Source organism: Bradyrhizobium sp. 613_E4_N2_2 (assembly GCF_052075995.1).
Classification (GTDB): Bacteria; Pseudomonadota; Alphaproteobacteria; order Rhizobiales; family Xanthobacteraceae; genus Bradyrhizobium; species Bradyrhizobium barranii.
In genome coordinates this window covers 5,103,147-5,125,717 of sequence record NZ_CP197234.1, presented here as the reverse complement: position 1 = coordinate 5,125,717, position 22,571 = coordinate 5,103,147, and the positions used below count along the sequence as shown (strand labels likewise).

At 63.9% G+C, this 22,571-nt stretch carries 27 protein-coding genes; 22 read left to right on the top strand and 5 right to left on the bottom strand.

Annotation, left to right across the window (positions count from 1 at the left end; genetic code table 11):
• The first annotated feature begins 107 nt into the window (after positions 1-107).
• The 10 genes from AB7290_RS24850 (at position 108) to AB7290_RS24805 (ending at position 7,179) form a co-directional block, all read left to right on the top strand.
• A complete protein-coding gene (locus tag AB7290_RS24850) occupies positions 108-1,772 on the top strand; it encodes an acetolactate synthase large subunit (protein ID WP_085402809.1) in 1,665 nt (554 codons plus the stop codon).
• A 180-nt stretch (positions 1,773-1,952) separates the two neighbouring features.
• Positions 1,953-2,300, top strand: coding sequence for a Lin0512 family protein (locus tag AB7290_RS24845; RefSeq protein WP_063983745.1), 348 nt, complete (start codon positions 1,953-1,955; stop codon positions 2,298-2,300).
• Between the two features lie 4 nt (positions 2,301-2,304).
• Positions 2,305-2,994, top strand: a complete 690-nt coding sequence (locus AB7290_RS24840; protein ID WP_085402810.1) for a GNAT family N-acetyltransferase — start codon at positions 2,305-2,307, stop codon at positions 2,992-2,994.
• Positions 2,995-3,067: 73 nt separating this feature from the next.
• On the top strand, positions 3,068-4,252 hold the full coding sequence (locus AB7290_RS24835; protein ID WP_094184236.1) for a serine hydrolase domain-containing protein: 1,185 nt from the start codon (positions 3,068-3,070) through the stop codon (positions 4,250-4,252).
• A gap of 95 nt (positions 4,253-4,347) precedes the next feature.
• Positions 4,348-4,557: a YgaP family membrane protein gene (locus AB7290_RS24830; protein ID WP_085402812.1), complete on the top strand. Its 210-nt coding sequence runs from the start codon at positions 4,348-4,350 to the stop codon at positions 4,555-4,557.
• Positions 4,554-5,075, top strand: a complete 522-nt coding sequence (locus AB7290_RS24825) for an RNA polymerase sigma factor (protein ID WP_071914752.1) — start codon at positions 4,554-4,556, stop codon at positions 5,073-5,075. The genes AB7290_RS24830 and AB7290_RS24825 overlap by 4 nt, the downstream gene beginning before the upstream one ends.
• 3 nt (positions 5,076-5,078) lie before the next feature.
• Positions 5,079-5,426, top strand: a complete 348-nt coding sequence (locus tag AB7290_RS24820; RefSeq protein WP_085402813.1) for a carboxymuconolactone decarboxylase family protein — start codon at positions 5,079-5,081, stop codon at positions 5,424-5,426.
• Positions 5,427-5,454: 28 nt separating this feature from the next.
• A complete protein-coding gene (locus tag AB7290_RS24815; RefSeq protein WP_085402814.1) occupies positions 5,455-6,120 on the top strand; it encodes a DUF429 domain-containing protein in 666 nt (221 codons plus the stop codon).
• 118 nt (positions 6,121-6,238) lie between these two features.
• Positions 6,239-6,382 (top strand): hypothetical protein, encoded by a 144-nt coding sequence (locus AB7290_RS24810; RefSeq protein ID WP_201266211.1) that lies wholly within the window; start codon positions 6,239-6,241, stop codon positions 6,380-6,382.
• Between the two features lie 92 nt (positions 6,383-6,474).
• The gene (locus AB7290_RS24805) at positions 6,475-7,179 is read left to right on the top strand and encodes a glutathione S-transferase family protein (protein WP_085402815.1); all 705 of its coding nucleotides are present in this window, start codon (positions 6,475-6,477) and stop codon (positions 7,177-7,179) included.
• A gap of 2 nt (positions 7,180-7,181) precedes the next feature.
• Here AB7290_RS24805 and AB7290_RS24800 read toward each other — a convergent pair whose 3' ends face one another.
• From AB7290_RS24800 to AB7290_RS24790, 3 genes are all read right to left on the bottom strand, one after another.
• Positions 7,182-7,964 carry a sulfite exporter TauE/SafE family protein gene (locus AB7290_RS24800; RefSeq protein WP_085402816.1) on the bottom strand — a complete coding sequence of 261 codons (783 nt, stop codon included), beginning with the start codon at positions 7,962-7,964 and terminating at the stop codon, positions 7,182-7,184.
• A gap of 3 nt (positions 7,965-7,967) precedes the next feature.
• Positions 7,968-8,600 (bottom strand): TetR/AcrR family transcriptional regulator, encoded by a 633-nt coding sequence (locus AB7290_RS24795; RefSeq protein WP_085402817.1) that lies wholly within the window; start codon positions 8,598-8,600, stop codon positions 7,968-7,970.
• Between the two features lie 214 nt (positions 8,601-8,814).
• Complete coding sequence (locus AB7290_RS24790; RefSeq protein WP_085402818.1) at positions 8,815-9,186, bottom strand: tRNA-binding protein; 372 nt, start codon at positions 9,184-9,186, stop codon at positions 8,815-8,817.
• A 104-nt stretch (positions 9,187-9,290) separates the two neighbouring features.
• On the opposite strand from AB7290_RS24790, the gene AB7290_RS24785 reads away from it, so the two are divergent.
• A complete protein-coding gene (locus AB7290_RS24785) occupies positions 9,291-9,644 on the top strand; it encodes an ArsC family reductase (protein ID WP_014495852.1) in 354 nt (117 codons plus the stop codon).
• A gap of 54 nt (positions 9,645-9,698) precedes the next feature.
• Here AB7290_RS24785 and AB7290_RS24780 read toward each other — a convergent pair whose 3' ends face one another.
• Positions 9,699-10,391, bottom strand: a complete 693-nt coding sequence (locus AB7290_RS24780; protein WP_085402819.1) for a hypothetical protein — start codon at positions 10,389-10,391, stop codon at positions 9,699-9,701.
• Positions 10,392-10,693: 302 nt separating this feature from the next.
• Between AB7290_RS24780 and AB7290_RS24775 the strand changes: the two genes are divergently transcribed.
• The 7 genes from AB7290_RS24775 (at position 10,694) to AB7290_RS24745 (ending at position 17,187) form a co-directional block, all read left to right on the top strand.
• Complete coding sequence (locus AB7290_RS24775) at positions 10,694-11,449, top strand: ABC transporter ATP-binding protein (protein ID WP_063983735.1); 756 nt, start codon at positions 10,694-10,696, stop codon at positions 11,447-11,449.
• Complete coding sequence (locus tag AB7290_RS24770) at positions 11,442-12,188, top strand: ABC transporter ATP-binding protein (RefSeq protein ID WP_071914738.1); 747 nt, start codon at positions 11,442-11,444, stop codon at positions 12,186-12,188. The genes AB7290_RS24775 and AB7290_RS24770 overlap by 8 nt, the downstream gene beginning before the upstream one ends.
• A gap of 48 nt (positions 12,189-12,236) precedes the next feature.
• Positions 12,237-13,457 carry an ABC transporter substrate-binding protein gene (locus tag AB7290_RS24765; protein ID WP_071914736.1) on the top strand — a complete coding sequence of 407 codons (1,221 nt, stop codon included), beginning with the start codon at positions 12,237-12,239 and terminating at the stop codon, positions 13,455-13,457.
• A gap of 72 nt (positions 13,458-13,529) precedes the next feature.
• On the top strand, positions 13,530-14,393 hold the full coding sequence (locus tag AB7290_RS24760; protein ID WP_063983732.1) for a branched-chain amino acid ABC transporter permease: 864 nt from the start codon (positions 13,530-13,532) through the stop codon (positions 14,391-14,393).
• A gap of 1 nt (position 14,394) precedes the next feature.
• Positions 14,395-15,363, top strand: coding sequence for a branched-chain amino acid ABC transporter permease (locus tag AB7290_RS24755; protein WP_085402820.1), 969 nt, complete (start codon positions 14,395-14,397; stop codon positions 15,361-15,363).
• Positions 15,364-15,519: 156 nt separating this feature from the next.
• A complete protein-coding gene (locus tag AB7290_RS24750) occupies positions 15,520-16,164 on the top strand; it encodes a DUF47 domain-containing protein (RefSeq protein WP_014495845.1) in 645 nt (214 codons plus the stop codon).
• Between the two features lie 15 nt (positions 16,165-16,179).
• Positions 16,180-17,187, top strand: coding sequence for an inorganic phosphate transporter (locus AB7290_RS24745; protein WP_008143644.1), 1,008 nt, complete (start codon positions 16,180-16,182; stop codon positions 17,185-17,187).
• On the opposite strand, the gene sugE is transcribed toward AB7290_RS24745, so the two are convergent.
• Entirely contained in the window at positions 17,180-17,494 is a 315-nt protein-coding gene (gene sugE, locus AB7290_RS24740; protein ID WP_014495844.1) for a quaternary ammonium compound efflux SMR transporter SugE, read from the bottom strand. The two genes, AB7290_RS24745 and sugE, sit on opposite strands and share 8 nt — an antisense overlap.
• A gap of 158 nt (positions 17,495-17,652) precedes the next feature.
• Between sugE and AB7290_RS24735 the strand changes: the two genes are divergently transcribed.
• From AB7290_RS24735 to AB7290_RS24720, 4 genes are all read left to right on the top strand, one after another.
• Positions 17,653-19,272, top strand: coding sequence for a peptide chain release factor 3 (locus tag AB7290_RS24735; protein WP_085402821.1), 1,620 nt, complete (start codon positions 17,653-17,655; stop codon positions 19,270-19,272).
• Positions 19,273-19,504: 232 nt separating this feature from the next.
• Complete coding sequence (locus AB7290_RS24730) at positions 19,505-20,083, top strand: hypothetical protein (protein WP_085402822.1); 579 nt, start codon at positions 19,505-19,507, stop codon at positions 20,081-20,083.
• A gap of 166 nt (positions 20,084-20,249) precedes the next feature.
• Positions 20,250-20,834, top strand: coding sequence for an NnrU family protein (locus AB7290_RS24725; protein WP_063983728.1), 585 nt, complete (start codon positions 20,250-20,252; stop codon positions 20,832-20,834).
• A gap of 75 nt (positions 20,835-20,909) precedes the next feature.
• A complete protein-coding gene (locus AB7290_RS24720) occupies positions 20,910-22,502 on the top strand; it encodes a class I adenylate-forming enzyme family protein (protein WP_085402823.1) in 1,593 nt (530 codons plus the stop codon).
• Positions 22,503-22,571 lie beyond the last annotated feature (69 nt).

Genomic DNA, 22,571 nt, shown 5'->3' with positions numbered 1-22,571 from the left:
TGACGATGTTGGAACAATCGCCCGCCTCTTTGTGAGTTGTGCCTGCGCCACGAGCCGCTACCATGTGACCGCTCCCGACCACGGGACGCACAGCGAGCGGAGGCGACATGAGCGGGCAGGAACGCAAGGCAAAAGGATCGGACCTGTTTGTCGCGGCGCTGGAGAACGAGGGCGTCGATCGCATCTTCGGTATCCCCGGAGAGGAAAATCTCGACCTGGTCGAATCGCTGCGCACCTCCAAAATCGAGCTGGTCCTGACCCGTCACGAGCAGGCCGCGGCCTTCATGGCCGCCACGCACGGACGGCTCACCGGCAAGCCGGGAGTGTGTCTCTCGACGCTCGGCCCGGGCGCGCTCAACCTGTCCACGGGCGCGGCCTATGCCCATCTCGGCGGGATGCCGATGATCTTGATCACCGGCCAGAAGCCGATCATGAGCAGCCGGCAGGCGCGTTTCCAGATCGTGGACGTGGTCGCGACCATGAAGCCGCTGACGAAGCTCTCGCGGCAGATCATCAGCGCTTCGAGCATTCCGACCGTGGTGCGCGATGCCTTTCGCGTGGCGATGGAGGAACGGCCGGGGCCGGTGCATCTCGAGCTGCCCGAGGACATCGCGGGCGACGAGGTGCCCGCCGTCCCCGTGATCCCGGTCCATCCGATCGAAATTCCGGTCGCCCATCGCGCCGCCCTCGACCGCGCCGCCGAGATGATCCTGGCCGCAAGACGTCCATTGGTGATGATGGGAGCTGCGACCAGCCGGCCGCACTCGACCCACGGCATCGCCAGCTTCGTGCGGCGAACCGGCATTCCGTTTTTCACGACACAGATGGGGAAGGGCACGGTGCCCGGCGGCACCAATCTCTACATGGGCACGGCGGCGCTATCCGAGCGCGACTACGTCCACGACGCGATCGACGCAGCCGATCTGATCGTGGCGATCGGCCATGACCCGATCGAGAAGCCGCCCTTCATCATGGGGCCGTCGGGACCGAAGGTCATTCACGTCAGCTACACGCCGGCGAGCGTCGAGCTGGTCTATTTCCCCGATGCCGAGGTCGTCGGTGACGTCGGCCCGAGTCTGGAGCTGCTCGCCGACCGGCTCGAAGGCAAGCTGCCGCAGGCGGCGGCGCTGTTGCCGTTGCGCGAGGAGATCCTCACGCACATCGCAGATCGCGCCACCGAGGCGCGCTGGCCGCCGACACCGCAGCGCATCGTGCACGACATCCGCCAGGTGATCCCGGAGAATGGCATCGTCGCGCTCGACAACGGCATGTACAAGATCTGGTTCGCGCGCAACTACCGAACCCGGGTCGCCAACACGCTGTTGCTCGACAATGCGCTGGCGACGATGGGCGCCGGCCTGCCGTCGGCGATGATGGCCGCGATGCTTTATCCCGATCGCCGCGTGCTCGCGGTCGCCGGCGACGGCGGCTTCATGATGAACAGCCAGGAGATGGAGACCGCCGTCCGCCTCAAGCTCAATTTGGTCGTGCTGGTGCTCGAGGACAACGCCTACGGCATGATCCGCTGGAAGCAGGCCGTCGATCACTTCGCCGATTACGGCATGACCTTTGGCAATCCCGATTTTGTCGTCTATGCGAAGGCCTATGGCGCCAAGGGCCATCGCATCGAGAGCATCGACAGCTTCGGCCCGACGCTCGATGCGGCCTTCAAGGAGGGCGGCGTGCATCTGGTCGTGATCCCGATCGACTATTCGGAGAATGTGCGCGTGCTGGTAGATGAACTGCGGGCGCACGAGAAGTCGAAGGCGTGATGTGGTCGATGCTCTCGCCACATCGTCATTGCGAGCGCAGCGAAGCAATCTAGAATCTTTCCGCGGAGGCAGTCTGGATTGCTTCGTCGCTTTGCTCCTCGCAATGACGGAGTATGCTGATCAGCCAAAATCCGATAGCAACCTGCATCAACGTAGCTCAACCAACCACAGGAATAAGACATGACTCGCGTTCGCTGTATCACCGAGATGGGCATGGGCGTCGACGTTCACGGCAGGGACGCCACCAAGGCGGCGAAGCGTGCCGTATCGGATGCCATCAGGCATTCGAGCCTCGGATTCTTCCGGATGATCGGCAAGACCGCGAACGATATGTTCGTCGACGTCACGATTGCGGTGCCCAACCCTGAGGCGGTGGACAAGGACGCCGTTGCGAAGGAGCTGCCTTACGGCACGGTGACCGTGACTGCGGTCAAGGGCGGGCTGGAGATTCCCTCGGCCACGGAAGTGGCCAACGATCCCATCCTCATCGCCAACGCCGCCGTCATCGTCAGCTTCGACAAGGACTAGGCCGGTGTCCGACGGCGATGAGCGGCTACTGGATCGTCCGATCTGGAGTGCGCTGACGACGAGCCAGAAGCATCTGGCGGAGGGCGGCCCGCGTGCGCGACGCTATCCCGTGGACATGACACCGTTTGCCGACATGGTCGACATGTCCGAGGCGAGCTTCGCCGCGCTCGGTGATCTCCTGGCGGGCTCGCAGGTTGCCGCGCTGTTCACGCCGGAGCCGGTCGACGTTCCCGCCAATTTCAAGGTCGTTCTGGCCGAGACCGGCGAGCAGATGATCGGCTCGCCGGCCGACAGTCCGCTTCGCGATGCCGAGATCGTCAAATTGGGCGCGGCCGACGTCGCCGCCATGATGGCGCTGACGGAGCTGACCAAGCCTGGTCCGTTCGCGTTGCGCACCCATGAGCTCGGCACCTTCCTCGGCATCCGCGTTGGTGGAGAATTGGTCGCGATGACGGGTGAGCGGATGAAGCCGGGCAAGTTCGTCGAGATGACCGCCGTGTGCGTGCATCCGGACTATCGTGGGCGCGGCTACGCGCAGGCGCTGCTCGCGGCGGTCGCGCGCCGGATCGAGGCGCGCGGCGAAATTCCGTTCCTGCACGTGTTTTCTCATAACGCCTCGGCGATTGCGCTGTACGAACGGCAGGGCATGAAGATCCGTCGCCGGCTGCACGTCACGGCGCTGATGAAGATTTGAGGGCCGATCGGACGGTCTTCATTTCCCGCGAAAGCGCGCTATATCCATCCCAACCATAATTTGGGGGAAACACATGGACGTCAGGACAACGGATTTTTCCGCCGCACGGACGGCGATGGAACGCTATGTCGATCAGGAGATCATTCCGGGTGTGTCCTGGGCCGTGCTCCGTGGTCATGAGGTGGTTGACCAGCAATGCGTCGGCTTTGCCGATCGCGAGGCGAAGACGGCGCTCCGGTCTGACCATATTTTCCGCGCGTTCTCCAACACCAAGATCTTCGTGACGTGCTCGATCATGCTGCTGGTCGAGGAGGGCCGCATCGGGCTTGATGACCCCGTCGAAAAATTCCTGCCGCAGCTCGGCAATCGCAAGGTGCTGAAGCAGGGTGCCTCGAGCCTTGCCGATGTCGAGCCGGCGAAGGGCCCGATCACGATCCGCCAGCTTCTGACCCACACCTCGGGCCTCAGCTACGGCATCTTCGATCCCGGCACGGTGCTGTTCAAAGGCTATAACGAGGCGCGCGTGCTCAACCCGCTCACGCCGCTGACCGACATGATCGACAAGCTTGCCGATCTGCCGCTGTCCTATCATCCCGGCGCGGGCTGGGAATATTCGGTGGCGACCGACGTGCTCGGCCGCGTGGTCGAGGTTGTCTCCGGCCATGCGCTCGACACCTTCCTCAAGGCGCGCATCTTCGATCGCCTCGGTATGGTCGATACCGGCTTCTCAGTGCCCGAGGCGCAGCAGGGCAGGCTGGTTGCGCTCTACACCGGCGCCGACGTGCTCGATCCGATGAAGCCGGGCCTGACGCGGGCCGACAATCTGCCTTATCCGGGGGCCTATCGGCAGCCGTTTCCGCGGCTCTCGGGCGGCGGCGGTCTGGTCTCGACCTTGCCCGACATGCTCGCGCTGGTACGCGCGCTGCTACCCGGTCCGGATGCGCTGCTGAAGCCGGACACGCTGCAGCAGATGATGACGAACCAGTTGCCCGCGGGCCAGACCATCCGATTTGCCAATCTCGGGCCGATCCCCGGCAAGGGCTTTGGTCTCGGCGGCGCCGTCACCTTTGCGCCGACGCCGTTCGATCCCCCGAATTCGACCGGCGAATTCCAGTGGGGTGGGCTTGCCGGCACCCATTGGTGGATTTGTCCGCAGGCCAACGCCGCCGGCGTGCTGATGGCCCAGCGCCATATGGGCTTCTGGAACCCGTTCTTCTTCGAGTTCAAGCGCCTGGCCTATCAGGCGGTCGGGGGCTGACCGCGAAAAAAGTTCACGCCCCCGCGAATCCTTTCCGGTCTTCGCGTCCTCTTGATGGTCGAGGCATTTTGCTTCGGCTCATTTCGGAGGATGTGATGGCATTCTACAGGAAGAATATCGGCGGCCTGCATCAGGCGGTGCGGCTTGCGCTCGGAATTGCGGTTGCGATTGCCGCATTCGTGTATCTCGCCGGCGTCACGGCGTGGCTGGTGGCGCTCGGGGGCGCAGGCTTCGCATTGACCGGGCTCGTCGGCTATTGCCCGATGTGCGCGATGGCCGGGATGGGACGAGGAGGCGTGTCGTGAGTGCGGCGGCGATCTCGCTAGACCTGTTCGAGGCGGCCCGGCTCGGCGATCCCCAGGCGATCGCGTCTCTGCTCGAGACGGCGCAGCCGGATATCCGCCGCTACGCACGCGCCACCTGCCGCAGCTCGGCGGATGCCGAGGATGCAACCCAGGAGGCGATGTGGATCCTGTTCCGCCATGTCGGCACGATCCGCTCGCTCGTCGCCTTTTCCGCGTGGCTGTTCAGCGTGGTCCGCCGCGAATGTCTGCGGCTCGCGCGCAAGGCGGGGCTTGCGCCATCGATCGACGACGGCGAGGCGGAGACTCTGCTGCTGTCGCGTTCCGAAGCGGATTTGCGGCTTGATGTGGCGGCTGCGTTTGAAGCGTTGCCGGCGCATTATCGCGATGTCGCGCTGATGCGGGACGTCAAGGAAATGACCATCGACGAAATCGCCGCCGCGCTCGGTGCGTCCAGGCAGACCGTGAAGGCGCGCCTGCATCGCGCCCGCGCCCTGATGCGCGAATATCTGACGAGGTGAGACATGACCGGTTATCAAACGCCTGACGATCTGAAGTCTGTCCCCGCTTTCGTGGCGCTGGCGCCGGTGGAGGCCAACGCGTTCCTTGCCTTCAACCACGCGGTCGAGCGCAAGGACGGTTTGATCCCGCCGAAATATCGCGAGCTGATCTCGCTCGCGGTGGCACTCACCACGCAATGCGCCTATTGCCTCGACGTGCATACGGCGCAGGCAGCGAAGGCCGGCGCGACGCGGGAGGAAGTCGCGGAAGCGGCGTTGATCGCCGCGGCCGTGCGCGCCGGTGGTACGCTCGGCCATGCGCTGCTGGCGCAGCGGCTATTCGAGCAGCATCGAGACGAGGGAGAAGCATAGATGTCTTGTCGACGTCGGGACGCATGATTTGCCAAACTATCTCGGTCTCGATGGATTCCGCTTCGGCTGGGTCGCAGCCTGGATCGACGAGCACGGCGATCATGGCTTTGATTATTCGCCGGGCCTGACGCGCTTGCTTGCGTTGCCGAATGCGCGTGCGATGATCGACATGCCGATCGGATTGAAGCCAAGCGGCTATCGAGCCTGCGACTTGCGCGCACGCGAGCTGGTCGGCCCTGCGGTGTTTCTCGGTGCGCGCCGTGACCTCTGGACATTTCCCGACATGGCGGCAGCCAATCGCTACTATTGGGAGCGGGAAGGCAAGGGCAGGGGCGTGTCGGCGCAGCTCTGGAACATCAGGGACAAGATCAGGGACGTCGACGAGATCATGACGCTGGCGCGGCAGGCGACAATTGGCGAAGCCCATCCGGAGTTGATTTTCTGGAATCTGGCAGGGCGCGTCCTTCTCCCGAAGAAGACGTCGGCGCGAGGTCGTGAGCATCGCATCTCGCTGCTGGCGCAACGCGGCTTCACGCGCCTGGAGACATGGCTGACGCAGCGTCATGGCACCGGCATCGGCCGCGACGATCTCATCGATGCCTGTGCCTGCGCGGTCGCGGCCCGCGACAGCACAGAGCGTGTCGGCGGCGAGGAGGTCGATCCGCGCGGGCTGCGGATGGAGATCAATTATTGAGGTCGCGGCCTCGCGCGTCTCGATTTGGGATAAAGTGGCAATTTATTTGAAGCGTGTAGGAACTGTCGATGGTCGGCCCGCGTTCCCCGTGCGAACCGATGACGGAGAAGCTCGCGCGATGAAGGATGCCAGTCAGTTCGCGACCGCGATGCTCGCGCTCGTTTTCACCGGGGCGTTGCTCGTCACCGGGCAGCTCTTCATCGAGCAGCGCGCGCAGCGCGATTTCGCGTACGCCGCCAGGCATCTGCTGCGGCCCTTGTAGTCCGGCTTCGATGCATGATCACGGCTCGGCCTTGCGCCGTTCGACGGCTCGCCTAGATTAGGCGGCATCTCACGAACGAAGCCGGGGTCCCGATGCCTGATCTGTCCGCCTTTCCCATCACCAAGCGCTGGCCTGCCAGGCATCCGGAGCTGCTTCAGCTCTATTCGCTGCCGACGCCGAACGGCGTCAAGGTGTCGATCATGCTGGAGGAGATCGGTCTGCCTTACGAGGTCCACCTCGTCGACTTCGGCAAGGACGACCAGAAGACGGTGGAATTCCTCTCGCTCAATCCGAACGGCAAGATTCCGGCGATCCTCGATCCCAACGGTCCCGGCGGCCGGCCGTTGCCGCTGTTCGAGTCCGGCGCGATCCTGCAATACCTCGCCGAGAAGACCGGCAAGCTTCTGCCGGAGGACGCCGCGCGCCGCTACCAGGCCATCCAGTGGGTGCATTTCCAGATGGGCGGCATCGGGCCGATGTTCGGCCAGGTCGGCTTCTTCCACAAATTCGCCGGCAAGGATTTCGAGGACAAGCGGCCGCTCGAACGCTACGTCAGCGAGGCCAAGCGTCTGCTCGGCGTGATGGAGACGCATCTTCCCGGCCGGCAGTGGTTCATGGATGACGACTACACCATCGCAGATATCTCCATGCTCGGCTGGGTGCGCAATCTCATCGGCTTCTACGGCGCCGGCGATCTCGTCGAATTCAGCCAGTTCAAGTCGGTCGGTGCCTGGCTCGAACGGGGGCTGGCGCGTCCTGCCGTGCAGCGCGGGCTGAACATTCCGAAGCGGCCGTAGAATCAGGTCAGCGCCTTATGCGTCATGTAGAGCGCCATCACCGAGATGAGGGCGATCATGACCCTGTGCAGCACCGCTTTGCTGACGCCGTTGGCCGCGCGTGCGCCGAGATCGGTGCCGATCCAGAGGCCGGCGAGAATCCCGACGATCGCCGGCCAGCCGACCATGAGCCCCTTGCTCCAGTAGATCCAGGCCGCCGGAATGTTGGTCGGGATGACCGAGAAGATGAGGCTGACGAGTTGCGCCTGGTGCTGCGGGACGCGTAGGCCCGCGGCGAGGCCGACGGTGATCGCGAGCCCGCCGCCGATGCCCATGAAGCCGGAGGAAAATCCGGCAAGCGCGCCGATGAGAAGCAGGGGGAGCCAAGGCAGTTCGTCTCGGTCGGCGGCCGCGTGGCTCCCGTCCTTGCGGTCGCGGCGCAGGATCAGAAGGGCGATCAGCGCGACGAGATAGACGACGTAGGTCCATTGCAGCACCGAGTCGGAGACCGCCGCCGCGGCGTAACCGCCGCCTGCACCGCCGACGAGAAATCCGAGGCCGATCCAGGCGATCCATTGCAGCGGGCTGCGATTGCCGCCCTGCCAGTAGCGGCGTACGCCGGCGAGGCCAGTGGGCGGGACCTGCGTGATCAGCGAAGTCCCCTGGGCGACATGCTGCTCCGCGCCGAGCAGCAGCACGGTGAAGACGACAAGCCCGCCGCCCGGGCTCGTTCCCATGAAGCCCGATGTCAGCCCGCCGACGAGACCGACGCCGATGCCTGCGAGGAGATCGTGAATCCAGGACATCGCTTACGTCCTGGTCCGCCGCTTGATGTCAGGCCTGGTCGTGCGAAATCCCTCGATCACGCCGCCCACGGCCATCATGCAGGCCTCAACGTCAAAATCCTCACCCCAGCATTTCTGCAGCACGAAGCCCTGGAAGATCGCGATGAGCACGCGCGCGATCGCATCGGCGCCGAGGTCGCGCTTGATCAGGCCGTCATGCTGGCCGCGCTCGACCAGCGCCACGATCAGCGCGCGCGGCATGTCGATGCCTTCGACGACGCTGGTGCGGACGCGGCGGTTGCGCAGGGCCTCCGCCCAGCCGTGGATGCCGACGCGACGCCGCGCTTCGCCGGCGGGATCGGTGAGCCATTGCGCGTAGACGCGGATCAGCGCGTGGAGTCCTTCGATCGGATCACCCGATCCCTGCGCCACCGAGTTGAGCACGGCCTCGCGACGATGCCGGTCGTCGGCGAGCGCCTCGATCAAATCGTCCTTGCTCTGGAAGTAGAGATAGACCGCGCCGTGGCTCAAGCCCGACCGTTTGACGATGTCGGCCATGCCGGTCTGGTGAAAGCCTTGCTCGGCGAAGCAGGCAAGCGCCGCTTCGAGGATCTGCTGCCGCCTACCTTCGCGTTGCTTGTCGCTGATCTTGGGCATTTTGGCAGTCCATAAATAACTGACAGATCGGTCGTTTTGACTGTTCGCCTGATGGGGCCGCTATATAGTGGGGCACCAATAAAAAACGATCAGTCAGTCATTTTTATTACCAAAGGCGATCTTGGTCAAGTCCAGACGGTCGGGAAACAGGAGGATCAAGCCGCCGCCGGGGGTATGGCGGGAGGTAACGGCGGCCCGGCCCGCAATCGCGCGGCTAGAACAGTCGTCCGCCGTTCGGCACAGGCTTGCTCGGCTGCACCAGCACGACCTTGCCCTCGGCATCGGGGAAGCCGAGCGTCAACACCTCCGAGACAACAGGACCGATCTGGTGCGGCGGGAAGTTGACGACGGCCGCGACCTGCTGCCCCACCAGCGTCTCGAGCGGATGATTTTCGGTGATCTGGGCCGAGCTCTTGCGCACGCCGATCGCGGGACCGAAGTCGATCCACAGCCGCCAGGCCGGCTTGCGCGCCTCCGGGAACGGTTTTGCATCGACGATGGTGCCGACACGGATATCGACCGCGAGGAAGGCGTTGAAGTCGATGGCTGGCGACGCGGCCGCGGCGGGATCGTGAGTGGCGTGCATTGATGTATCCGTTCGGAGAGCGAGGTTCGTTCGCAATGTTGTCGCGCGAACCGGAGTTTCGTACAACGCTGCAGTCATCCAACGACGCATGCGCGAGGAAGGTCTTGCCCAACATCATCTACGGCATCAAGAACTGCGACACCATGAAGAAGGCGCGCGCATGGCTCGACACCCATGGCGTCGCCTACGAGTTCCACGACTACAAGGCGGCGGGCGTCGAGAAGGACAAGCTCAAGCAGTGGAGCGACAAGGCTGGCTGGGAGACGCTGCTCAATCGCGCCGGCACGACCTTCAAGAAGCTGCCGGATTCCGACAAGGAAGGCCTCACCGAGAAGAAGGCGCTGGCGCTGATGCTAGCGCAACCATCGATGATCAAGCGGCCGGTGCTCGAAGTCGGCGGCAAGCTTCTGGTAGGCTTCAAGCCGGATATCTATGCCAAGGAAGTCAAGGCCAAGTAGGTCAAGGCCAAGTAGGTCAAGGCCAAGTAGGTCGGCGCCAGATCGCGCTGGCCTCTAATTCAGCTCGACGATCTCGGTGGTGACGCCAGGCTGATCGGCGAACTCGACGACGTCGGCGGCAGCGATCCGGCCGGGAGCGCGATGGAAGAGATCGCGGTCGATCACCGTGCGCAGTTTCGGGCGCGGCAGCGCGTCATTTCCGCGCATCAGATTCTTGATCTCGAAGCCGCCGTCCTCGCAGAATGTCTTGAGCGAGGCGATGACGTGGCAGACCTTGCCGTCGGTCTGGAACGGCAGCAGCAGCCGTTCATAGGCAACCACGCGGCCATAGATGTCGTCGACGTCGGCCACGCTGTAGACCGGAAGCCCACGTGCCACGCATTCATAATAGATCGGCATCACGAAGGGTGCGAGGCGCGGTCCGATATAGTCGTCGAGCAGAACGCCCTTGCCGGTCTGTCCATAGGCGCGCGAGATGCGCGTGCCTTCGCTCTGGATGATGAGGCGCGGCGTCGGCGCCGAGATGTCGACGGTATAATAGATGAGATCGGACAGCTCTTCCTCGAGCCGCGCGGGCTGATACTCCCAGATCGCCGGCACCATCTGCCCGCGCGCATAAAGTCGCAGCCACGTGTTCAGGAGATCACGCTGCCTGATCGACTTGACGACAGAAGGAGCGGCGCTTGCAAAATCCAAGGCAATTTCCAAGACAATATTCCCGACGCATAAAACCCGCGCATGATCCATGCGGCGGGAAAATTTTCTATGAAGGCTGGCGCGCGGGATGAAAGACCGTTAACGACGGCTTGATGACCGGTGCCTTGCGAACCGGGAGGCCGGGCAGGCGACATCAAAACGCGTCCGACTAAGGGAGCATAAGCCTCCCGGCCGGAGACCTGATCTGCTCAGCTTTCCGCCTTGCCTAACCCCCGTCACCTCCGGCATATTCCGCGCCCGGAGGCGACGTTCCGGGACAGGCTCCAAGGCCCCCGGAAAGCCGAAGTAACTAAGGACAGCCACGCGTATTGTGCGGGCAGGGGGAAATCTGTTTGGCCGATGAGTTCATTCTCGAAACGGAAGGCTTGACCAAGGAGTTCGCGGGCTTCTTCGCCGTCCGCGACGTTGCGCTCAAGGTTCGCCGTGGGAGCATTCACGCGTTGATCGGCCCGAACGGGGCGGGCAAGACGACGTGCTTCAATCTTTTGACCAAGTTCCTCAAACCGTCCGCCGGCAAAATTCTGTACAAGGGGCAGGACATCACGGCGATGGCGCCGGCCGATGTGGCGCGCCTGGGACTGGTCCGTTCATTCCAGATCTCGGCGGTGTTTCCGCATCTCACCGCGCTGGAAAACGTCCGCGTTGCGCTTCAGCGCCAGCACGGCAGTTCCTTCGATTTCTGGCGCTCCAAGTCCGTGCTCAACCGCTTCAACGATCGCGCGCGTGAACTGTTGAACGATGTCGGCCTCAGCGAGTTTGCCAATACGCCCGCGGTCGAGATGGCCTACGGCCGCAAGCGCGCGCTCGAGATCGCAACCACGCTCGCGCTCGACCCCGAGATGATGTTGCTGGACGAGCCGATGGCCGGCATGGGCCACGAGGACATCGACAAGATCGCGGCGCTGATCAAGCGCATCTCGGCGAAATACACCATCCTGATGGTCGAGCATAATCTGAGCGTCGTGGCCAATCTCTCCGACATCATCACCGTGCTGACGCGCGGGCAGGTGCTGGCGCAAGGCCATTACAGCGAACTCACCAAGGACGAGCGCGTCAAGGAAGCCTATCTGGGAGCCGGTCATGCCTGAGACTGCAACCGCGGACGCTCCCGCAAAGACCGCAACCGGCGGCAACATCCTCCAGGTCCGCAACCTGGAAGCATGGTACGGCGAGTCCCACATCCTGCACGGGATCAATTTCGACGTGAACGCGGGCGAGGTCGTCACGCTGCTCGGCCGCAACGGCGCCGGCAAGACGACCACGCTGAAGTCGATCATGGGCATCATCGGCAAGCGGACCGGCTCGGTGAAGTTCAACAACCAGGACATCATCCGCGCGACCTCCGACAAGATCGCGCGGATGGGCATCGCGTTCTGCCCGGAGGAACGCGGCATTTTCTCCAGTCTCGATGTGCGGGAGAATTTGCTGCTGCCGCCGGTGGTTCGCCCGGGCGGATTGCCGCTCGAGCAGATCTTCGATCTGTTTCCGAATCTGAAGGAACGTCTCAACAGCCAGGGCACCAAGCTCTCCGGCGGTGAGCAGCAGATGCTCGCGATCGCGCGCATCCTGCGCACCGGCGCGAGCTTCCTGATGCTGGACGAACCGACCGAAGGTCTTGCGCCTGTCATTATCCAGCAGATCGGCCACACCATTGCACGGCTCAAGAAGGAGGGCTTTACCATCCTCCTGGTCGAGCAGAACTTCCGGTTCGCATCCACCGTCGCCGACCGCTATTACGTGGTCGAGCACGGCAAGATCATTGACGGATTTTCCAATTCGGAGCTTGCCGCCAACATGGACAAGCTCCACACCTATCTAGGCGTCTAAGACGGCCAAGCGTCAAACGGCCACGAGAAAATTCACGAGGGAAGTAGCATGAAAAAGTCGATTGCGTCGTTTCTGCTCGGCACGGCGTTGGCCGTCACCACGGCTGGCGTAGCCTTTGCGCAGGACAAGACCGTCAAGATCGGCGCGCTGTCCGATCAGTCCGGCCTCTACGCCGACCTCGGCGGTCCCGGCTCGACGCTCGCCGCCCAGATGGCCGTCGAAGATTCCGGCCTTGCGGCGAAGGGCTGGAAGATCGACATCATCTCCGGCGATCACCAGAACAAGCCCGACATCGGCACCGCGATCGCGCGGCAATGGTTCGACGTCGACAAGGTCGACATCATCGTTGACGTGCCGAACTCCGGCGTGGCGCTCGCCGTCAACAACGTCATCAAGGAAAAGAATGGCGTCTACATCAACTCGGGCGCCGCGACCTCGGACCTCACCAACGCGCAGTGCTCGCCCAATACGGTGCATTGGACCTACGACACCTACATGCTGGCCCACACCACGGGTCAGGCTCTGGTGAAGGCCGGTGGCGACAGCTGGTTCTTCCTGACCGCGGACTACGCCTTCGGTGCGGCGCTCGAGCGCGATACCACGGCCGTGGTCACCGCCAACGGCGGCAAGGTCGTCGGCGGCGTCAAGCATCCACTCAACACGCCCGACTTCTCGTCATTCCTGCTGCAGGCGCAGGCGTCCAAGGCCAAGATCATCGGCCTTGCCAATGCCGGCGGCGACACCACCAACTCGATCAAGCAGGCGGCCGAGTTCGGCATCGTCAAGGGCGGACAGAAGCTCGCGGCGCTGCTGCTGTTCCTCACCGACGTCAAGGCGATTGGCCTCGAGACCGCGCAGGGCCTCAACTTCACCGAGACGTTCTATTGGGACATGGACGACAAGACCCGGGCCTTCTCCAAGCGCTTCTCCGACAAGATGAAGAACAACGCGCCGCCCACCATGGTGCAGGCCGGCGTCTATGCGGGCGTGCGTCACTATCTCAAGACGCTGGAAGCGCTCGGCGGCAATCCCCATGACGGCGTCAAGGTCGTCGAGAAGATGAAGTCGTTGCCGACGGAGGACGACCTGTTCGGCAAGGGCGAGATCCAGCCGAACGGCCGCACCATCCACAGCGCCTACCTGTTCGAGGTGAAGAAGCCCTCGGAGTCCAAGGGGCCGTGGGACTTCTACAAGCTGGTCGGCACCGTGCCGGGCGACCAGGCTTTCACGCCGCTGTCCGAGAGCAAGTGCGCGCTCTTGAAGAAGTAAGATAACCGCCCGCAGGCGATCAGGCCTGCGGGCGATTTTCAGGCAACGCCGAAGGGACCGGGTGCGGGATCGATGCAGGCTCTTTACGCTCAGCTACTGGTGGGATTGATCAACGGCTCGTTCTACGCGCTGCTCAGTCTCGGGCTTGCCGTGATCTTCGGCATGCTCAACATCATCAATTTCGCCCACGGCGCGCTCTACATGATGGGCGCGTTCGTTGCCTATTTCCTGCTGAGCCTCGGCGGAATCAACTACTGGTGGGCGCTGCTGATCGCGCCTGTTATCGTCGGCATCTTCGGCATGATCCTGGAACGGACCATGCTGCAATGGCTGACCGGGCTCGACCACCTCTACGGTCTGCTCCTGACCTTCGGCATCGCGCTGATCGTGCAGGGCGTGTTCCAGAACTATTTCGGCTCCTCCGGTCTGCCTTATGCCATTCCGGACCAGCTCAAGGGCGGCATGAATCTCGGCTTCATGTTCCTGCCGATCTATCGCGGCTGGGTCGTCATCTTCTCGCTGGTGGTGTGTATCGCCACCTGGTTCCTGATCGAGAAGACGCGGCTCGGTGCTAACCTGCGCGCTGCCACCGAAAATCCGACGCTGGTGCGCGCTTTCGGCATCAACGTGCCGCGCATGATTACGCTGACCTACGGTCTTGGCGTCGGCCTTGCCGCGCTCGCCGGTGTGCTCTCGGCGCCGATCAACCAGGTGCGGCCGTTGATGGGCGCCGACCTCATCATCGTCGTGTTCGCGGTGGTCGTGATCGGCGGCATGGGATCGATCATGGGCTCCATCATCACCGGCTTTGCGCTCGGTGTGATCGAGGGCCTGACCAAGTATTTCTACCCCGAGGCCTCGAACACCGTCGTGTTCGTGCTGATGGTGCTGGTGCTCTTGGTGAAGCCAACGGGACTGACGGGAAGGGCGGCCTGATATGACAGCCTTGACGGACGACACGCTGCCGGTAACCCCGCGCGCGATGCGTGACGAGATGGTCGTGTTCGTGGTGATGGCGCTGCTGCTGGCGTCGGTGCCCTTCACGGGCGTCTATCCGTTCTTCGTGATGCAGGCGCTGTGCTTTGCGCTGCTTGCCTGCGCCTTCAACCTGCTGATCGGCTATGGCGGCCTGTTGTCGTTCGGCCACGCAATGTTCATGGGCACCGCCGGCTATTGCAGCGCGCACGCGCTGAAAGTGTGGGCGTTGCCGCCGGAGCTCGGCATCCTCGTCGGAATCGCCGCGGCGTTCGGGCTGTCGCTCATCACCGGCTATATCTCGATCCGCCGCCAGGGCATCTATTTCTCGATGATCACGCTGGCGCTGTCGCAGCTCCTGTACTTCATCTACCTCCAGGCGCCGTTCACCCATGGTGAGGACGGCATCCAGGGCATTCCGCAGGGGCGGATGTTCGGTTTGCTCGATCTCTCCAAGCCGACGGTGCTTTATTACGTCGTGCTGGTCGGCTTCCTCGCCGGCTTCCTGCTGATCTACCGCATCATCAACTCGCCGTTCGGTGAAGTGCTGAAGTCGATCCGCGAGAACGAGCCGCGCGCGATCTCGCTCGGCTACCGGACCGACCAATATAAATTCCTGGCTTTCGTCCTGTCCGGCACGCTGGCCGGCTTTGCCGGATCGCTGAAGGTGTTCGTGGCACAGAATGCCTCGCTCACCGACGTGCACTGGACGATGTCGGGCGAGGTCGTGCTGATGACATTGGTCGGCGGTCTCGGCACCATCTTCGGCCCCGTGGTTGGTGCCTTCGCGATCATCGCCATGCAGCAATATCTGGCCGGCTTCGGCCAGTGGGTGACGGTGATCCAGGGCTCGATCTTCGTGGTCTGCGTGCTCACCTTCCGCCGCGGCGTCATCGGCGAAATCGCTCATTACTTCCGGCGCTCGCTATAAGCCTTTGATATCGCACCAATTTCATTGGTGCGCGAATCCGGTGGATGATCCTGCTCCGCGGGCGTGAGATGACACGCGCGCGGAGCGGAAATGGTCTATGACAGTTTTGTGACGGCCTATTCGGGCCGGGCCATTTCCAACCGGTAGCCTATCCCCATGATGCGATGGTTTCGCGCTTTCCTGCCCAAGGAAGAACGGTTCTTCGACCTGTTCGACCGCCATGCACAGACGGTGATCCAGGGCTCGATCGCGCTCCAGGGCATGCTCAACGGGGGAGAGGAGACGCCGGTCTACTGCCAGCGTGTCAACCAGTTCGAGAACGACGCCGACAACATCACCCGTGAGGTGCTGACGGCGGTGCGCCGCACCTTCATCACCCCCTTCGACCGCGGCGACATCAAAAATCTCATTACCTCGATGGACGACGCCATCGACCAGATGCAGCAGACGGCCAAGGCCGTGATGCTGTTCGAGGTCCGCACCTTCGAGCCGCCGATGCGGGAGATTGGCGGGCTCCTGATCGAATGCGCCAATCTCGTGGGGCGCGCGTTGCCGCTGATGCAGTCGATCGGCCCGAACGTCGCGATGCTGACCGCGATCACGGAGGAGCTGGGCAAGCTGGAGGGCCGGGTCGACGATCTCCATGACATCGGGCTGAAGGAGCTGTTTCTCAAGCACCGTGATGGCAGCGCGATGGATTTCATCGTCGGCGTCGAGATCTACGACCATCTCGAAAAGGTGGCCGACCGTTTCGACGACGTCGCGAACGAGATCAACAGCATCGTCATCGAGCAAGTTTAGGGCAGGGGTCGCGCCGTGGATGCTGCGCTCGGACTTCCTGTCCTCGTCGGCTTGATCGCCGTCGCGCTGCTGTTCGACTTCCTGAACGGCCTGCACGACGCCGCCAATTCGATCGCGACCATCGTGTCCACCCGCGTGCTGCGGCCGCAATTCGCGGTGCTCTGGGCCGCGTTCTTCAATTTCATCGCCTTCATGGTGTTCGGGCTGCATGTTGCCCAGACCATCGGCACCGGCATCATCGATCCCGCGGTCGTCGACGCCCAGGTGATCTTCGCGGCGCTCGTCGGCGCGATCGTCTGGAACCTGGTGACCTGGGGGCTCGGCATCCCATCCTCCTCCTCGCATGCGCTGATCGGCGGTCTTGTCGGTGGCGGCATGGCCAAGGCGGGGATCTCGGCGGCGGTGTGGAGCGGCCTGTCCAAGGCGGTGCTGGCGATCGTGCTGTCGCCGCTGGTCGGTTTCTTGCTCGCGATGATGCTGGTCGCGATCGTGTCCTGGCTCTCGGTGCGCTCGACGCCGTTTGCGGTCGATCGCGCGTTCCGCATCCTGCAATTCGCCTCCGCCTCGCTCTATTCGCTCGGCCATGGCGGCAATGACGCCCAGAAGACCATGGGCATCATCGCCGTGCTGCTCTATTCGCAAGGGCATCTCGGCGGTGAATTCTCGGTGCCGTTCTGGGTGGTGCTGTCCTGCCAGGCCGCGATGGCGCTGGGCACGCTGATGGGTGGCTGGCGCATCGTCCGCACCATGGGCCTGCGCATCACCAAGCTGACACCGATGCAGGGCTTTTGCGCCGAAACCGGCGGCGCCGCGACCCTGTTCATGGCGACCTTCCTCGGCGTTCCCGTCTCGACCACCCACACCATCACCGGCGCGATCGTCGGCGTCGGCGCGGCCCGCCGCGTCTCGGCGGTGCGCTGGAACGTCGCGAGCTCGATCGTCTATGCCTGGGTGATCACGATCCCGGCCTCGGCCATTGTCGCGGCGCTGACCTGGTGGGCGGTCCAGATTTTCGTCAGGTGACGAATTTCAGCCCGGCGATGCCGGCAACGATCAGCCCAATGCTGGCGAGGCGGAACGCGGTGGCCGGCTCGCCGAACAGGATGATGCCAAGCGCGGCGGTACCGACCGCGCCGATGCCGGTCCAGACCGCATAGGCGGTTCCGACGGGCAGCGATTTGAGGGCTAAACCGAGCAGGATGACGCTGCCGGCCATCGCCGCGAGCGTGATGACGGACGGAACAAGCTTGGTAAATCCCTCGGTGTATTTCAGGCCGATCGCCCAGGTAATCTCGAGAAGACCGGCGACGAACAGGATGCTCCAGGCCATGACGACCCTCCATTCAAGGCAGGGTCGTCCCCGCGGCGGATATGCTGATGAGGGGGGAGGCCGTCCTCCCCGGGAGCGGATATGGGGCTGGCCGAGGGGCTCCGCAATCACCACATGAGGCTTGATCAGGCCCATTTTCCCTGCCAAACGCTCCCGCCATGTCCGACATCGCCATATCAGCCGACTCGCCGGCCCGTTCCCCGCTTGCCACCGAGGTGGCGCGGCGGCGCACCTTCGCGATCATCTCCCACCCGGACGCGGGCAAAACCACGCTGACCGAGAAGCTGCTGCTGTTCGGCGGCGCCATCAATCTCGCCGGCCAGGTCAAGGCCAAGGGCGAGCGGCGCAACACCCGTTCGGACTGGATGAAGATCGAGCGTGAGCGCGGCATCTCGGTCGTGACCTCGGTCATGACCTTCGAGTTCGAGGGTCTCGTGTTCAACCTGCTGGACACGCCGGGCCACGAGGATTTTTCGGAGGACACCTACCGTACGCTCACGGCGGTCGACTCCGCTGTCATGGTGATCGACGCCGCCAAGGGCATCGAGGCGCGCACCCGAAAGCTGTTCGAGGTCTGCCGCCTGCGCGACATTCCGATCATCACCTTCATCAACAAGATGGACCGCGAGAGCCGCGACGTCTTCGAGCTGCTCGACGAGATCGAGAAGACGCTGGCGCTCGACACCACGCCGATGACCTGGCCGGTCGGCCGCGGCCGCGATTTCCTCGGCACCTATGACGTCGCCAATGGCGGCGTGCGCCTGCTCGAAGGCGGCGGCGCCAAGACCGGCGCGGCCCAGCAGATCGAGATTGCGGAACTGGCCAAGCTCAACGCCAATCTCGACGTCTCCGCGGTGAAGGACGAGCTCGAGCTCGTCACCGAGGCTTCGAAACCGTTCGAGCTCGCCGCGTTTCGCGAGGGCCATCTGACGCCGGTCTATTTCGGCAGCGCGCTGCGCAATTTCGGCGTCGGCGACCTCCTGCAAGGTCTCGGCAAGTTCGCGCCGGAGCCGCGCGCGCAGGAGAGCGATCAGCGCAAGGTCGAAGCCACCGATCCGCGCATGAGCGCCTTCGTGTTCAAGATCCAGGCGAACATGGATCCGAACCACCGCGACCGCATCGCCTTCGCACGCCTGTGCTCCGGCAAGCTCAGCCGCGGCATGAAGGCCAAGCTGGTGCGCACCGGCAAGAGCATGCCGCTGTCGAGCCCGCAATTCTTCTTCGCGCAGGATCGTTCGGTCGCGGACGAAGCCTTCGCCGGCGACGTCGTCGGTATTCCCAATCACGGCACGCTGCGCATCGGCGATACCCTGACCGAGGGCGAGGATTTCACCTTCGTCGGCGTGCCGAGCTTCGCGCCGGAAATCGTCCGCCGCGTGCGTCTCACCGACGCGATGAAGGCGAAGAAGCTGAAGGAAGCGCTTCAGCAGATGTCGGAAGAGGGCGTGGTGCAGGTGTTCCGCCCGCGCGATGGCGCACCGGCGCTGGTCGGCGTGGTCGGCGCGCTGCAGCTCGACGTGCTGAAGGCACGGCTCGAGGCGGAATATTCGCTGCCGGTCGAGTTCGAGGTCAGCGAGTTCCAGCTCGCGCGCTGGGTCTCATCCGAAGATCGCAAGAAGCTCGACACTTTCATCGCTGCCAACACTTCGAGCATCGCCGACGATGTCGACGGCGATCCCGTGTATCTGGCGAGAAACGAGTTCTATCTCGGCTACGCCCGGGAACGCGCCGAGGGGATCGAGTTCACGAACGTCAAGGACGTCAAGAAGAAGGGGTAGGGCGCACTCCGCGCGCGGCTGCGAGGCCACACTCCGCTGTCATTCCCCGCGAAGGCGGGGAATCCAGTACGCCGCAGCCTCTCGATTCCATCACCGCCGTCTCGGAGTACTGGGTCGCCCGGTCGAGCCGGGCGACGACACCGGAGCTAAACGCGAGCATGTGAACAGCCGCAGGCTTGACGCGTTCGTTGGCAATGCCACGTTTGTGCGTGTGACATTGTGAGCTCGCATCATGTGGCGCGGCATCCTCGTTTTGCTCCTGTTGGCGATATCGACGGTTGCCGCCGATGCGCAGCGCCGCCAGATCAATCCGATCCCGTTTTCGCATGAGCCGTGCAGCGTGCTCGCCGGCCGGCCCTGCACGCCGTACTATTGCAGCCCGCTCGAGCCCGGCCCCTGCATTCCCGAGATCGACTACCCCTACGGCCAGAATCTCCAGCTCACGATCGAAACCGTGCCGGCGGAGGCAGATCGCTCGAAATATCAGAGGCCGGATCACGATCTCGATACGATCGGCGATCTTTTCGCCGAGCTGCGCACCTGCTGGTCGCCGCCATCGGACAATGCGCGCGCGGGCATGCAGATGGCGGTGCGTTTCAGCTTCAACAAGGCGGGCGGCATGATCGGTCCGCCGCAGCTGACCTATGCGACCGCGGGCGTCCCGGCCGATACCCGAACGACCTATCTCAATGCGATCAATTCATCGCTGAAAGCCTGCCTGCCGCTCAAATTCACCAGCGGCCTCGGCGGCGCGCTGGCTGGGCGTCCGATCGCGATCCGCTATGTCGATAATCGCGAGCTTGGAAAATAGCTCTATCCCCGCATCTTGCGGACTGCGCTTGCGCGGGTCTCGCAGGATAAAGGCCGCGCTGTTGCAGACCCGAGCCTGCACGCCTCACCATGAGGCGTGAGAGTTGCGACCCGCGCCCAATCGATGATACGCCATGGGCGGGGGCGCTGGTTGAGGGGAGGATGTCGTGGGTCTGCTGGTCATGATCCTGGGGCTGATGCTGTTTTTTGCGGCCCATGTTTTCACAACGAAACGAGAGGCGCGCGCGCAGGCGATCGCGAGACTGGGCGAGGGGACCTACAAGATCCTCTATGCGGCCGTCTCGCTTGCGGGACTGGCGCTGATCATCTGGGGCTTTGCCCACTATCGCGCTGCCGGAATGATCCCGGTTTGGGAGCCGCCGGTCGCGTTCAAGCACATTACAGTCGCGCTGATGCTGCCCGCTGTCATCCTGGTGGTGGCGTCCTACTTGCGCGGGCGCATCTATGCGACGCTGAAGCATCCGATGCTGGCGGGCATCAAATTGTGGGCGGCCGCGCATCTGCTCGCCAATGGCGATCTCGGCTCCATCATCCTGTTTGGCTCGTTCCTGGGCTGGGCGGTGTACGACCGCATCTCGCTGAAGCATCGCACCGATGGCGGCGGCCCGCCGATTCCGGTGGGTGGGGTCACCAATGATCTGATCGCCGTTGCAGTCGGTGTCGTCGCTTATCTCGCGCTGGCCTTCGCATTCCACCCGGTTGTGATCGGCGTTCCCGTCATGGGAGGCTGACGACAGCCGATCAGCGCAAGACGGTTCCGCGCAGCCGTGCGCGGAACGTGACAAGCAACAGCCGAGGGCATCCCGATGGACTGGTCGCAATCTCAGATCCCGCCGATGCGGTTCGAGGCGCGCTTCGGCGATCGGGTGGTGCCGGCCTTCTGCGACCGGCCGGCGAGCCTGTGGGCGATGATCGCGGACGCCTGCGCCCGCAATCCGGACGGCGAAGCGCTGATCGCAGGCGATGTCCGGTTGAGCTGGCGACAGGCGGTGGAGCAGGCAGCGCGGATCGCGGCGGGCTTTCGCAAGCTCGGTCTGCAGCGCGGCGACCGGGTCGCGATCCTGCTCGGCAATCGTATCGAATTTCCGCTGCTGCTGTTTGCCGCCGCGCATGAGGGGCTGGTGACGGTGCTGCTCGGCACGCGCCAGCAGAAGCCCGAGATCGCCTATGTCCTCGCCGATTGCGGCGCCAAGATCCTGATCCATGAAGCAGGGCTCACCGGGCGGCTGCCCGATGCGCTCGACGTCCCCGCTGTCATCCACCGCATCGCCGTCGACAGCAATCAGGCCCTGTCGCGTTTCGCCGTGCTCGCCGACAACGTCCCGGCATCGGCGCCGGTCGAGATCGGCGAGGAGGACACCGCGATGATCCTCTACACCTCGGGCACGACGGGCAAGCCGAAGGGCGCGATGCTCGCCCATTGCAACATCGTCCATTCCTCGATGGTGTTCGTCTCCTGCCTGCAATTGACGGAAGCGGACCGCTCGATCGCGGCAGTGCCGCTCGGCCACGTCACCGGCGTCGTCGCCAACATCACGACGATGATCCGCTGCGGCGGCGCGCTGATCATCATGCCGGAGTTCAAGGCTGCCGATTATCTCAAGCTCGCCGCGCGCGAGCGCGTCACCTACACGGTGATGGTGCCGGCGATGTACAATCTCTGCCTGCTCCAGCCCAATTTCGAGGGCTACGATCTCTCGAGCTGGCGCATCGGTGGCTTTGGCGGCGCGCCGATGCCGGTCGCGACCATCGAGAAGCTCAAGGCGACGATTCCCGGCCTGAAGCTCGCGAACTGCTACGGCTCGACCGAGACGACATCGCCCTCGACGATCATGCCGGGCGAGCTGACTGGAAGCCACATCGACAGTGTCGGCCTGCCGTGTCCTGGTGCCCGCATCGTCGCGATGGGGGCGGACGGGCGCGAGCTGCCCCCTGGCGAGATCGGCGAGCTCTGGATCCAGAGCGCCTCCGTCATCAAGGGCTACTGGAATAACCCGAAGGCGACGGCCGAAAGCTTCACGGGCGGATTCTGGCATTCCGGCGATCTCGGCTCGGTCGATGCGGAGGGGTTTGTCCGCGTGTTCGACCGGCAGAAGGACATGATCAATCGCGGCGGCCTGAAGATCTATTCGGCCGAGGTCGAGTCCGTGCTGGCCGGCCACCCCGCCGTGGTCGAGAGCGCGATCATTGCCAAGGCCTGCCCGGTGCTGGGCGAGCGCGTCCACGCCGTGGTGGTGACGCGCGCGCCGGTGACCGGCGAGGCCTTGCGCGCCTGGTGCGCGAAGCGGCTGTCCGACTACAAGGTCCCCGAAACCATGGCGATCACCCCCGAGCCGCTGCCGCGCAATGCCAACGGCAAGGTTCTGAAGCGGCAGCTGCGGGAGCTCCTGGGAACCTGAGCTGGGCAGGCCGGCTCCGGGGTATCCCGGGTGGTTAACGCCTTGATTGGGCTCGCTTTGCCTTGCCAC

What these genes read in the sequence shown, in the direction of transcription:
- AB7290_RS24850 (WP_085402809.1), top strand. Translation starts at nt 108, where the DNA reads ATGAGCGGGCAGGAACGCAAGGCAAAAGGATCGGACCTGTTTGTCGCG.
- AB7290_RS24845 (WP_063983745.1), top strand. Translation starts at nt 1,953, where the DNA reads ATGACTCGCGTTCGCTGTATCACCGAGATGGGCATGGGCGTCGACGTT.
- AB7290_RS24835 (WP_094184236.1), top strand. Translation starts at nt 3,068, where the DNA reads ATGGACGTCAGGACAACGGATTTTTCCGCCGCACGGACGGCGATGGAA.
- AB7290_RS24830 (WP_085402812.1), top strand. Translation starts at nt 4,348, where the DNA reads ATGGCATTCTACAGGAAGAATATCGGCGGCCTGCATCAGGCGGTGCGG.
- AB7290_RS24820 (WP_085402813.1), top strand. Translation starts at nt 5,079, where the DNA reads ATGACCGGTTATCAAACGCCTGACGATCTGAAGTCTGTCCCCGCTTTC.
- AB7290_RS24810 (WP_201266211.1), top strand. Translation starts at nt 6,239, where the DNA reads ATGAAGGATGCCAGTCAGTTCGCGACCGCGATGCTCGCGCTCGTTTTC.
- AB7290_RS24805 (WP_085402815.1), top strand. Translation starts at nt 6,475, where the DNA reads ATGCCTGATCTGTCCGCCTTTCCCATCACCAAGCGCTGGCCTGCCAGG.
- AB7290_RS24800 (WP_085402816.1), bottom strand. Translation starts at nt 7,964, where the DNA reads ATGTCCTGGATTCACGATCTCCTCGCAGGCATCGGCGTCGGTCTCGTC.
- AB7290_RS24795 (WP_085402817.1), bottom strand. Translation starts at nt 8,600, where the DNA reads ATGCCCAAGATCAGCGACAAGCAACGCGAAGGTAGGCGGCAGCAGATC.
- AB7290_RS24790 (WP_085402818.1), bottom strand. Translation starts at nt 9,186, where the DNA reads ATGCACGCCACTCACGATCCCGCCGCGGCCGCGTCGCCAGCCATCGAC.
- AB7290_RS24780 (WP_085402819.1), bottom strand. Translation starts at nt 10,391, where the DNA reads ATGGATCATGCGCGGGTTTTATGCGTCGGGAATATTGTCTTGGAAATT.
- AB7290_RS24770 (WP_071914738.1), top strand. Translation starts at nt 11,442, where the DNA reads ATGCCTGAGACTGCAACCGCGGACGCTCCCGCAAAGACCGCAACCGGC.
- AB7290_RS24765 (WP_071914736.1), top strand. Translation starts at nt 12,237, where the DNA reads ATGAAAAAGTCGATTGCGTCGTTTCTGCTCGGCACGGCGTTGGCCGTC.
- AB7290_RS24760 (WP_063983732.1), top strand. Translation starts at nt 13,530, where the DNA reads ATGCAGGCTCTTTACGCTCAGCTACTGGTGGGATTGATCAACGGCTCG.
- AB7290_RS24755 (WP_085402820.1), top strand. Translation starts at nt 14,395, where the DNA reads ATGACAGCCTTGACGGACGACACGCTGCCGGTAACCCCGCGCGCGATG.
- AB7290_RS24750 (WP_014495845.1), top strand. Translation starts at nt 15,520, where the DNA reads ATGATGCGATGGTTTCGCGCTTTCCTGCCCAAGGAAGAACGGTTCTTC.
- sugE (WP_014495844.1), bottom strand. Translation starts at nt 17,494, where the DNA reads ATGGCCTGGAGCATCCTGTTCGTCGCCGGTCTTCTCGAGATTACCTGG.
- AB7290_RS24735 (WP_085402821.1), top strand. Translation starts at nt 17,653, where the DNA reads ATGTCCGACATCGCCATATCAGCCGACTCGCCGGCCCGTTCCCCGCTT.
- AB7290_RS24730 (WP_085402822.1), top strand. Translation starts at nt 19,505, where the DNA reads ATGTGGCGCGGCATCCTCGTTTTGCTCCTGTTGGCGATATCGACGGTT.
- AB7290_RS24720 (WP_085402823.1), top strand. Translation starts at nt 20,910, where the DNA reads ATGGACTGGTCGCAATCTCAGATCCCGCCGATGCGGTTCGAGGCGCGC.